The following is a 12814-nucleotide window of genomic DNA, read 5'->3' on the forward strand; positions in this document are numbered from 1 at the left end:
ATTATTATTTTCTGTTATGTTTATACTTATACTTGTACATATTCTTATACTTATACTCATAGTCTTTGAGCCTAAACCTATTCTTCTCATCAGAAAAGCTAGTCCACTTTACTCCTACAGCCTCCAATCGTTTTTTCAACAAGTTATCTTTCATCAGTGACATCGAATAGCGCTGGGCCTTTGTTGCCTTGTCAAATCGCACTTCCAAATCATAGTCCACATTCATTTCTTTTAAGAATAGTTTACCTATGGTAACTTTATCATTGGCAAAAGTACGATCCAAAACATCTTTGGTAGCGATCAGCGCTTCTTTTGCTGATTTCCAATTCGCAACACGTTTGTTCAAGTATTTGACTCCGCGGTGATAACTTTTTACGTCTCTAGAAACCATACTTATGATAAAGCTGCGCAAGTAGTCGGTTTTCTTATTCCATTCTTTGTCTTTTCGATGTAATATTCTGTGCATTTTTCTACGTATAGATTTACTCTTGCCAAATACGCATTCCGTCAACAAATCAATGGTTTTTAGCTTAGACAAAGAGGCATATTCAAATTTTCCATCGACTTTGTCGAGTACCGCAAAGGCTAACTTGCGAATTGTTTTTTCTTTGTGAACAACAAGGGGATACAGACGAGGAATATTCTCTTTGGCATTTTGTTTTAACCACATCGGGTCCAAAGCATCGAGGAAGAATTTACATAATTCGGCGTCGTAGTATTCGCTTTCCAAAACATCGAAAAAGTGCATCAAATGGCTTTGGTTTTTATACCACTGGGGGTACACTTCATCAAGCCACTCTCGGTACTGTGCCCCTTCGAGTATTAACATTGGTACAAGCAAGTCCTCTTGTGCATTTTTCTTTAGCATCTCAATGGCGATTTTATCGCATTCGTGAAAATTCAATACGCGAGAGATAACATCTTTTTCCAACGGTTTTGCACTACAAAGGGCACGCATCGCCCATCGACCAAACGTTCTGTCATTCAAGCATTTTAGCAACACATCAATTGTATTTCTCGGTCTTTCTCCAGGAGTATGTTTTAAAATCTTTAAGGCATGCAGTTTGCGATCGTCAGAATTACTTGTCAAGGCGTTGTTCACCGTATAGAAAAAACGCGTGTCGGCAGCGGTTAAATCTTCCCACTTCCACTTGATGCTTTGCATATTTTTTTGCGCTTTACGTCGTACATCATGACTAGGATGAAGTCTCTGTATGGCCAGGTAGTTGGCATACTTCACATCATAATTTATCATAACCAGAGACATTAAGTTCATGGGATCATCTCCGCTTATCAGAAATTTTGTTCTTTCGTCTATGAATTTTTTCGTTTCCTCGCGCACATACCAATTTCGGTCAATTCCTCGGAGAGATCTTTCCGCGGCTTCTCTTACTTCTTGATTGGAATCGACGTATGCGATTAGTAAAGAAGGAATGGCTTTGTCCCCCATAAACTCCATCGCCTTTGCCGCTCCTGTTCGATGGTAAGAATCGTCGTTGTCTAATTGTTTTTGTATACGCGGAAATGGTTCTTTTACTTCCACGACGAAAATAATCGTCACGAGTAACACAATATTAATGACCAGCGGTAAATTTTTACGTGAAAAAGGATTCAAAGGAGACGTCCCTTGCCCGCGATCGCCTAATCGTTCTGCTAAGCGGCTAATCCCTTTGCCGATGATGACAAAAACATATGCCCTAAATAGCAACGCCATACACGACGACATAATAGATTTTTCCGCATTGTGTAAAGACCAGTTAAAAATTTGAAAGGTATCTCCCACATCAATTACTCGATATATATTATCTAAAAACCAAAAAATTAAGGTATCTGACATGCTCCAATTATTGGTGTTTGTGTATACAAAATAAAAAAAGACGATGAAGCTCATCTTGCCCCAATGCCACTCAAAATCAAATTTTTCTTCCAAAAAGTAACGCTTTCCCCAACGTACGAATGCCGAGAGAAGAAATATGTCTACAATCCAGTGCATCGAAATAATAATGATACCCGAAAATGAACTATTGTGACGTATCGCCTGGCCAATAATGTCAAATTCTTCCAAAAAATCGAGAATGTCGGCAGCGCGTAGTACGTGTATTAGCACAAATTGGATCCAATTACCGATATGAGGAGCCTCTGTCCCAGAGAATCGATAGTGGTTTGGGTCAATGTAGTGGTAGGTATACATATGCAAAATACAAAATAAAGCAAGCTGTACGAGACAAAGCACAATAGGAGTTTTTCGATTTTTTATCGACAAATAAATACAGTAGAAAAAAGTAATTGCTATCAACATGGATAGTAGCGTAAAAATAACCACAATATCGCTCCTGAATAGTAGAGAATGTTATTCGCATACGTGTTGTTCGATTGGCCTATTTTTTGCAAATAGTGTAAAAATGTCTTTTGCATAATTATTTTATCAGATTGTGAGTAGTGAAAGCAAGCGACGTGATGCGTTGCTGACTGCTTTCATGATAAATACTCATATACAAACGTTGTCGTAGCTCAGCGCCTAACTTTATTCGTCGATCACTCATAGTAGCTTTACAATGATAATCTGTCACAGCAGCTCAATAGTGAAAATGTTAAGTTATATAAATGAGATTTACCCATTAACAATTTCATTTATGCAACCGTCACATTTTTTTATAAGGGGAGGATAAAGATGTTTAGTTATTCACGGTTCAAGGGATATTGTTTATTCCTCATATTGTTTTTTAGTTTTTATGGAATGATCCTTATTGCGGAGACCATACCAGGTCCGTTTAAGGTCAAGGTAGTCTCGTCTAGTCATAAAAATCCACTTGCGAACGTAACGGTTTACATTGGTGGACGCAAAGCGGTGTCAGATCCTGCGGGAGAGGTGGTTTTTGATGGACTTCCCGAGGGAAATTATCAACTACGATGCGATCAACCTGGATTTAATCACTATGAAAAACAACTTGCGATACCAAACGGTAAAAGGCCACCACACACGGTGATTCTCACTCCAGAGGTTCTTACACCTCTTAAGTTAAAACTAGTGGCGTCTATGAGTGGAGAATCCATTCCTCATGCTCGTGTTTATTTGACTAGTGTAAAAGTTCATTCTTCTTTTGCCGCGAAATTGAACTTTAATCCTAATTGGGAAGGACATGTTACCACGATTCCCGTTCCTGCCGGAACATACTCCATGAGAATTGTTGCAAAAGGGTTTAAAGATTATCATGCTCTCTTTGTTCACAAGGCCGTAAAAAATAATATCGTAATTAAACTCGATCCTATTTTTAAACCACTGACAACGGCGGTGATCGTCAAGGGAGACGATGGAAATTTTATTGGCGGTGCTAACGTTGAACTTTGGGAGAGTTATCCTCAGGCAAAAATTGCGGTGAGTAGGAGCAATCAAAATGGTCTAGCAAAATTCTCCACACTCAAACTAGGAGTGGTGAACCCAATCAACCAAGACAAAGTTCTCAGCACAACATGCCGCAACGAAGTCGTTGCACGGGTAACCGCAAAGGGGTATCATCCTACATTACAATCCCTGTCTTTGGCAGTTCGCAACCGCAAAATTGTAACGCTAAACAAGATCAAAGAGTTCAGTGAAAATGAACCAAATAATAGCAAAGAGCAGGCACAGTTGCTGCGCCCAGGCAATACGGTATCTCTAAAAATTGGTAAATTTAGAGATCAAGACTGGTTTTCATTTCAGCTAAAAGAGCCCGCCCAAGTGACCTTGTTTATGGCAAAACTTCCTATAGAAATTAGCATGCAGGTAATGAACGCCGCGGGAAAAGTAATCGGCAATTACAATCAGTATGCGGGACATGATATTCGTTGGGTGGGACACTACAAAGCGGGAAAATATTTTATCCGTATCTTGGAATGGGGCAACAATGGTTTTTCTCCGCAAGAGTTTAAACTGAAGATGACATCGCAAACGGCTGCTGATCCACTGGAACCAAATGATAATAAGGCTTTGGCTAGAGACATCAGCGTCGGACAACATATGCGCGGGCTGATTTTTCCTGTCGGAGATAAGGATTTTTTTCGCGTCAAAGTAGATCGTCCCGGTCGGGTACAACTGGTCAGTATGTATAACTCAAAATTTGAGCGTAGCATACGCGTTTTTAATGAAAACAACAGAGTGGTTGGTCATCTGAATATGTACACAGGTCACGGAGGAAAAAATGAGTTTCAGATACAACCTGGGGTGTATTATATCGAAATTAGTGAGTGGGGAAATAATGGGCTGTCATTAGATCCTTACGATATACGTATCCGTTTTATTAGCGACGACGGAATTGATGATCTGCCTCTTATTCCCGGACAACCAATTGTCTCTTTACGACACTTAGAGTTGGATAAGCGTATTTACGGAACGATTAATCCCGTACACGACCAAGATGTTTATACGATATATGTACCTAGTAAGGGTATGTTGAATATTTACCAGCACGGGGATTGTGAACTTTCTGGTAGTTTATACAACGCGCAGGGAAAACTTTTACGGCATGTCAATAGTTATGCGAAACACAGCACACACATGGCTTACGGATTTCAACGGGCACAAACAGTATATTATAGAATGACAGAGTGGGGAAACAATGGCTGGTCACCATTTCCTTATGAATTGAAAACTTGGTTTAGCCCTGCCGCAGAACTAGAGCGCCTACAACATAATGAAACAATGCAAACAGCAACCCCAATAGAACTGGGAGTGTTGGTTCGAGATAACATACATCCCGTAGGGGATCAGGATTGGTATCAAGTAACGATTGATCAACCCGGAACGCTTGAAGTGTGGAATAGAGCGCGACCAGAGTTAGACGTGCGCCTCTTCAACGCAAAGGGAAAGCTAGTCGGACATAGAAACATTTATCACAATCATGAGTCTGTGGTGAACTGGAACGTACTCCCAGGTATCTACTACATTAAAGTCGCCGACTGGGGAAATAACGGTGCTTGTGCTTGGGACTATGCCATGAAAGTCACTCTAAAACGCGCTGTTCCTGGTGAAACCGCTGACATGGCGAAAAGCCCTATTGTGCCTTTAAAAATAGGTGAAGCACGAACCTGTGGAATAGAACATGTGGGAGATGTCGAACGTTATCGCGTTAGCATTCCCGAAAAGGGTGAGTATGCACTAACGATTGGAGGACCACTAGAGTCTTCCATTCATGTCAAAGATATCCGCACCGGAAAACCGTTTCTTCACTTCAATGCCTATGCTGGACACTCCATCGCGAGAAATTTTAAAACACAAGGTCCAATGGAACTCCTCATTACCGTCCGTGAATGGGGAAACAATCAAGCCTCTATCATCCCTAACTGGATTATGGTTGCCAAAAAAGGTGTCGCCTTAACGTTACTGAATCTGGAGTGGAAAACCAATCCCGTCGATCCAACGAAGGTAACGTTTACCGCTGTTGGTTGTCGTGGTGTAAAACCGTCCGCGAATATTGCACTTGATATTAACAATGACGGCCACACAGATGCCACCTTAACGAAAGGTGCCAAGAAAACTCTAGACTTTCCCAAACAAGGTCTTTACAAAATTCACTATCACGGTCGTAACAAACACAGTAGCTATCGCGGAGAAATGTGGGTACAAGCAACAGGACAACCCATACGCAAGGGAATACATGTTTTGGTGTCCACTCCTGGCGAAGGTCAGTTGATTCATGAAAATCATCCCGTACGCGTCACGGCAATTAGTTTCGAGGGGAAACCAATCACATCGGTAAACCTCCAAGTCAATGGACGCAGCGTGGGAACCGACTACACAGTCCCTTATGAGTTTAGTGTTCCGTGGTATCGTCTAGCTGGTAGTGAGTGTACACTTCTTGCTACCGCAGTAGATTCGACAGGTAAAACAAAACGTGCCACACGTAAAGTGCGCGTTTCTGATTACTTCAATTTACGACCAGTTGACGGCGCGGTGATCACCGGAAAAGACGTGACCATCTCTTGGGATGGTGGCAAGTTTGGTTCCAGTCGCGTGAAATATCGTTTAGCGGGTGACGCAAAAATTCCATGGCAAGAAATTGTCGGAGCAAATGGTCGTAAACGTCAGGTGCGCATTACCCATCTTGAAGCGGGAAAAGTATACCAAATTCAACCCATTAGCGGCAAACTTCCCGGTCCGATCCGTCAAGTAACTCGTGTAAAAGGATTGGCATTTACCGAATCGCAATATGGCGGTACCATTGAACGCGATTATGACCAAAAAATTCCGGTGAGTGTTCGCAATCATGCCGCGCAAAAACGCATAGTGCGTTTGCGATGTGAACTACCGCGTAATAGTAAGTTATTGGCCGAATTTATTGGTGATGGTGAAAAAGGAAGTCCTGTCGAATTGGCGCCCGGTGAGCAACGAACTTTCTTACTCGGGTTTAGTGCTCAGGATGTACTCAAGGAAGATCATACACTACCTATCTTTATTAAATCGAAAGATGGATTTTCCGATCAGGCACAAGTAAAAGTTAAAGTACGTATTCCGTTGGTGAAATTAAAATGGAAGGATGTCACCCCAAAGAACCATCAGGGCCTAGGCAAAATTTTTGAATTGACCAATGAAGGTGACACGTTAACCGATTTAAATGTCAGTTCCGTTCACGACAAAGTAAAGATTTCTCCCGAAATGAAGCATGGTCTGTGCAAAAAGGGAGAGCGCCTGCGTTTTGAAGTGTTCCCCAAACTCTACGAAGGATTTCACTCTTGCAAGGACCAAATTGTCGCCAAATCGATTGCAACCTCTATTCCTGTCGATTTCAAAACCAGCTTGAAACCAGGAGAGAAGATTTACCGCATCAATATGATGGCGGGGATTGATCCGGTGACAGGCAAACCGGATGACATGTCCTCAGCGATTCGAGCTGCGCGGCGCATAGTTGGCCAGTACCTAGATCCTGCTTATATTGACTGGAGTCATAAAACCAACCCTCGGGATACCAATCGCGATGGAAAGCCAGACCATTGGAGCGTATTAGACGACCTAAATAACACCAAATGGTTCGGGCAAGATACCGATGGTGACAGTGAGATTGATTTTGTACAGGCCGATGTAGGTATGGACGGGGAAATAGATCACTGCTCGGTTATGGAAAACGGTAAATGGAAACCGACGAATATGCTCGATGCGTGGCTAGAGATGAACTTCTCGATTCCCAAGCATCGCACTAAGTACAAGAAACATGACCTGGATCTTGTGGTAAATGGCAAAATTGTCGGACAATTGCAGCAACAAATTCCCGAGGGGAACTACCGCTTTTCGCTACCGGCAACGACGTTAAACTGGGGAGCAGGAAGCAGCAATCAATTGGAGATTAACTCTCGTTTTCTCAACTACGCCCATTATGCGATTTCCAGTGATTTTCAACTAAAAACTCGTCTACTGAACACCGACACATTTATGGTGGGTACATCGCGGAAAGATGCCGTACAACGCCTCTACAAAAACAATAAGGGATTCTCCACCGAAGCACCGGATTACAGTATCTCGTCACAAGATCTCAATGCGGTCATGCCTGCCAATTTAGCCAAAGGCGCAAAAGTGGTGATCCACGGTAAGGTACTCAACCTTGGTGTTAGTCCCAGCGAACGCTTAGAAATTGCGATGTTCTTGGCGGTTCCGGGAACCAAAGGAAAAGAGTTGACGCGACAAATGATTGCTCCGCCCGGCATGATGGACGAAACATCTTTCCAGTTTACTTGGCCTGCTTCTGCGGGAAGTCATAGTCTGAGAATAGTTGTTGATCCAGATAACCTTCTTGGGGAAAGTAACCGCAGAAACAATACAGCGATTATCAATGTCCAGATTCCAGGTAAGGATACACCACCGGTTTTGACCGTAATAAAGCCTACGAATAATTTCAACAGCGATCAAAATGTTATGGAATTGCTCGCCAATGCCACCGACGATGCCGGAATCATCAGCATCGATGTGTCCGTCGACAATGGCGCCATGAAACCACTCTACAAAACGAGCGAAGGTTATGCTGGTAAAGCTCGTTTACAACCAGGTAGCCATACACTACATTTCCAAGTGACGGATTCTGGAGGAAATCGTGTTAGTGAAAAGCGCACTGTCGTTGTCGCGGGAAAACGCCCGGAATTTAAGGTAATCCATCCCAAAGACCAAACACAAACCGACAACCGCCACATAGATATTTTGGTTTCTGCTGAAAATATGGACAAAGTGGCAGTGAGAGTCAATAACGGTCCGTGGCAGAGCTTGATGGAAAACAACAACGTGTGGACGGGCAAGGTGGATCTTACTTTTGGTGAATGTCACGTCGAGACAGTTGTTGTTGATAGCAATGGACTTCAGCAAAAAAAGAAGATCCTTGTCCATTGCTCTGCACAGCCGCAAGATCAGGACAAGGACGATACGGATAAAGGCAATGATGAAAACGGCAAAAAAAGTGCAAAGAAAAAACAACAACAAAAAAATAATGACGACGTAAATAAAAATAACAAACACAACAATACAAAAGTTCAGCATGACAAAAAAGATAAACATACACCGCACAAGTCAGCTGATCAACATAACAAGGAAAAAGACAAGCTCAAAAAGCCTGCGCAACAAAATAATCAAATAGGTGGTAAAGGACGTAAACAGCCAAACAAAAACGACAAAAAAGATCAAAAGTCACCTCAAGGTAAACAAAATCATCCACAAGGAAAGGACAAAGATGAAGACGCAGGTGATGGTGGTTCAGAAGATGCCGACGACGATTCAGACGATACGCCACAAGCACCGACACCTCTGCCCGTAGAAATCCCAGAAGAAAATGAAGTAGAACCTCCTACGGGGTTTGAGCCACCGACAAAGTATAGACGACCGACATACAATCCACAACGTAATCCACGTCGTAGGCCCGCTCCCAAAGGGTTCAATCACAACCGTCAGCGCAAGGACTGGTATTGTCCCAACCGACCGAATATAAAAACGATCTTTAAAGTTCCCGAAGGAATGACCAAAGAGGAATATGAGAGAATCTTGAAGCTCGGTCCAGACAGTAAAGAATTCAAGGAATTGGAGGCGAAACTTCTCGCAAAATTCTGGTACAACAACTTTGGACGTAAGTTCAAAGGCAAGACCATGGATAAATTCCTGGAACAATTCCGCGACCTTCTACTAAAACGCTGCGATCGTTTAACTCCCGTTGACGGAAAAATGCCTAGTTTCTTGCAAAACCTCGGCTTTGTCGCTCCTGATCCGCCGACAGATCCCGCGGAGTTGAGAAAATGGCGCGAACGTATGAAGGACCTCACCAAAATTTACTGGTTGCGACTTCTTGCCTCCAACGATCCACAGACAGTGATTAATGGTATGCGCAAACGTGCCAAGGCTTTGCAAAAATACGATGAAGCATCTTCGATGCAAGCTGAGGCTATTGTCGATAAGTTAACCGCTGACCAACAATTTGCCGAAGAGATTATCGAAGCCCTACCGTATGCTGGTGAAGTGCTCGATGTCTACGCGATTGTCACCGGTAGAACCGCTCTCAGTGGTCGTCAAGTAGATGCCTTTGAAACAGTAATGCGTAGTTTAGGCGTTGGAATACCTGCCGCGCAACAGCTCTACAGTAAAGGGAAAGCGCTTAAAGGATTTGCCAATAGTTTTGCGGAAGCCTATCGTCACGGTGGAGACGAGTTCAAGGACGCCTTGATTAAACAGTTCAAAAAAGCGGGTAAAGAACTTGATCCAAAGATTGTTGACAAAGCCTTTGATACGATTAATAAATTTAAAAAGCAGGGGCGAAATGCGGTCAAGAAACAAATGGATGAGATGGCCGATACTGCCGGAGACATTTTTCGCAAATCAGATGCAGGCAAAGCCGCCCATTTACGCAAAGCTGCGGATGAAAAACAGGCCCGCGAGTTGATTGAAAAGCTCAACAAGGCAACAGATCCAGATGAAATCGCCGACTTAAGTAAGAAACTTCAGCATGATAAAACTGCCCAGCGTTTGATCAATGAAGATGGTGTCAATCAATCGGTCCGCGATAAAATGATCGACTACCTGGACGATCCGACAACCGGTAAGGGACTTTACCAAAAAACGGACAAAGGTGTGAAAAAATATTTCGACGATGTACTCAAGACCAAAGATCCCAAAAAACTAAGTAAAATGGCCGATGAAATGGGGATGACCCCCAAGCAGTTGACCGAGTTCCAAGACGATGTTCAGGCATTTGCCAAAAAACACGGACTTGACGTGGATGACTTAGAGGTAGATGTCGTTGCTCCGACCAACAAAAAAGGAGGAAAACGCACCGTCGGCCGCGACCGCGACGTTACCTATCGTGTCAAAATCAAAGACGATGCCCTGGCCAAAGCCGGAAATCCGCGTTACAAAACCATGGATATCGACCATAGAGTGAGTGACAACGTCTACAAAAAGAACTTATGGGAACAGGCTCATCCAGGTCAAAAACTCAAAAACATGGACGATGCCCATAAATTCGCAGACGGCATGGATCAGATGGTTACCTCTGCAAAACACCATGAAGCTTATGATATAGGTAACCTAACCGTAGAAGAGTTCTTTGAAGGTGGATTAGGAAATGTCAGCGTTACCGGTAAAAAACAGTTGAACAACTTTACCGAAACGATGAAGACGAAATCCACCGACTGGTTTCAGAAAACAACCGGCGATGCGGTAAAAAATACCACAGAAGGTATGCGTCAGGCAACCAAGCAATATGACAAAGCCATTACGACGCGTCTCAAAAAATACGGTATGGACCCCGATCTTTATCTTGACCCCACCTTGGTAAAAGGAAAAGAGATCTTTGACAAAGTGGCCAAAGGGCAAATTCCTCTAGAACAAGGAGAGCAGATGCTCAAAGCGATTGGTTCTAGTAAAGAGGAAGTGGTGGAGAAGCTGGCCGACGCCTTTAAGAAAATTGAAACGAGTGGTCCCGCAAAAATTTTCCGTGAACAGGGCGAAAAAAAGTTGCGCGCGGCTGTTCAAAAACAAATTAGCAACAAAGGATCTGCCGCCGCCATGGAAGCAACGGTAAATGCTTTGAAAAACGGTGAAATTACCGGAGAGGCTTTTAAACAAATCCGTTCTGAAATTGCGGTGCAGATGGGCAAAAACGTTCAGCCTGCCGATCTCGGTCGCTATGTTCGCAAACAGATCATCAATACTGCGGAATTTAACCATCTCGCCAAGATTGTCGCGAAACGCACAGGACGCTCAATTGACGAAGTACTCAAAGAAGCGAACCAACGCTAATTAAATTTTTAGACAGGAAGAACAGGATAAAAAATATATAATGCTGTTCTTCCTGTTAATCCTGTCTAAATTTACTTTTCATTTTCTTTTAAATAACGTTCCGCATCTTGAATATCGTCTTCGAGTTCTCTTTTTAAACTCGGTTTGAGGTCCATTAATATTCGCCAGTGTTCAATAGCTTTTCGATACTTTTTTTGGCGTTTATAAACTCGAGCGATATTTCGATGAGCCAAGACAAATTTAGGTCGCAACTGTAGTGCTTTTTGGTAATCGTTCATAGCGTCTTCGTATTTTTGTAATGAATAATAGCAAGAACCGCGATTGTTGTAGTTTTCGACAACCTGGGGTTTTAGCCTAATGGCACTCGTAAAACATCGTGCCGCTGATACAAATTGATCTTCCTCGTAATGAAGAAATGCCTTTTCCGTGTAAGCGTCGTAGTCATTGGGGTTCAAATTAATGGCCGACGCGTAGTCATTTAGGGCAGCTCTATTGGCTTCATATGACGTACTCAGAGGAGGAGTTGTAAATTGTAAATCCAAAAAATCCTTATAAGCTTTAGCTCGCGCAGTATAGAGGTAGGGTACTTCTTTCTCGATCGCAATCGCTTTTGTTAAATCTGCGGCTGCTAGGCGTGCTTTTTTCAAAGCCATTAAGTTTCTCGCGCGATTGCGATACGCCAATATATGTGTGGGACGCAATGCAATTGCTTGTGACAGGTCATCAATTGCTTGTTGGTATTGTTTGAGGCTTTCATAACATAGAGAACGATTGTTGTAAGAAGCATGCAATTGTAATAAAATAATGTCGTATTGCTGAGATGTTTCATACCCTCTCAAATCGTAGTAGTTGTGAAATAACTTGTTTCTGTTGAGTTCAATTGCTTTTGTATAATCATTGATTGACTCTCGGTATTGTTTTTTTGTCCAATGAATATTCCCGCGATTTTGATACGCGGCAACACTGTTGGCATTGTGTTTGATAATCCATGAGAAATCGCCATGAGCAAGATCATTTTTTCCCAGCTTCATGTAGGTAAGCGCACGGTTATAGTATACGAGTTCCCGATTTGGATAAAATTCTAGTACTTTAGAGAAGTATTCCAAAGCTTGTTGGTATTTTTTTTGGAAGAAATAGACCTCCCCAAGATGCATCAAGCTCTCCGAGTGGTCAGGCTCTATATTTAAAATTTTGCGAAAATGTTTTGTGGCTTGCTCATAATCTTGCAAGTGAATATAACTCATCCCCATGCATTCCAAAGAAAGAATGTGTTTGGGATTATGTTCCAGAGCCTTTTCACAAGAGGAAATAGCTTTTGTATAATTTTTTAGCCGAAAATATTCTAAGGCTTGTTGGTGAAAGCTCATCGCATATAGACGTGCAAAGTGTAGCTGTTGTTCTTGGTTTTGTTTTTGCAGCATCTGAATTTGTTCTTTTAACAAAGTCACCTCATCTGTTGTTTCTTGGGCAAAAACAATGCTACCGGTCAATAACAATGTAACGAAAAAACGCATAACAACTCCATTAAATAAAAACTATTTTACTTTTTTACTTCTTAGTATATCAGAGTAGGAG

At 42.5% G+C, this 12814-nt stretch carries 3 protein-coding genes; 1 reads left to right on the plus strand and 2 read right to left on the minus strand.

What is annotated here, in order from left to right; all coding sequences use genetic code 11:
- Window positions 1-4 precede the first annotated feature (4 nt).
- Entirely contained in the window at window positions 5-2107 is a 2103-nt protein-coding gene (locus tag UABAM_RS25000; RefSeq protein WP_151970728.1) for a HEAT repeat domain-containing protein, read from the minus strand.
- Window positions 2108-2671: 564 nt separating this feature from the next.
- Here UABAM_RS25000 and UABAM_RS25005 point away from each other — a divergent pair.
- Window positions 2672-11239: a CARDB domain-containing protein gene (locus UABAM_RS25005; RefSeq protein ID WP_151970729.1), complete on the plus strand. Its 8568-nt coding sequence runs from the start codon at window positions 2672-2674 to the stop codon at window positions 11237-11239.
- A 71-nt stretch (window positions 11240-11310) separates the two neighbouring features.
- On the opposite strand, the gene UABAM_RS25010 is transcribed toward UABAM_RS25005, so the two are convergent.
- Window positions 11311-12753: a tetratricopeptide repeat protein gene (locus UABAM_RS25010; RefSeq protein WP_151970730.1), complete on the minus strand. Its 1443-nt coding sequence runs from the start codon at window positions 12751-12753 to the stop codon at window positions 11311-11313.
- Window positions 12754-12814 lie beyond the last annotated feature (61 nt).

The sequence above is a fragment of the Candidatus Uabimicrobium amorphum genome, assembly GCF_009002475.1.
GTDB lineage: Bacteria > Planctomycetota > Uabimicrobiia > Uabimicrobiales > Uabimicrobiaceae > Uabimicrobium > Uabimicrobium amorphum.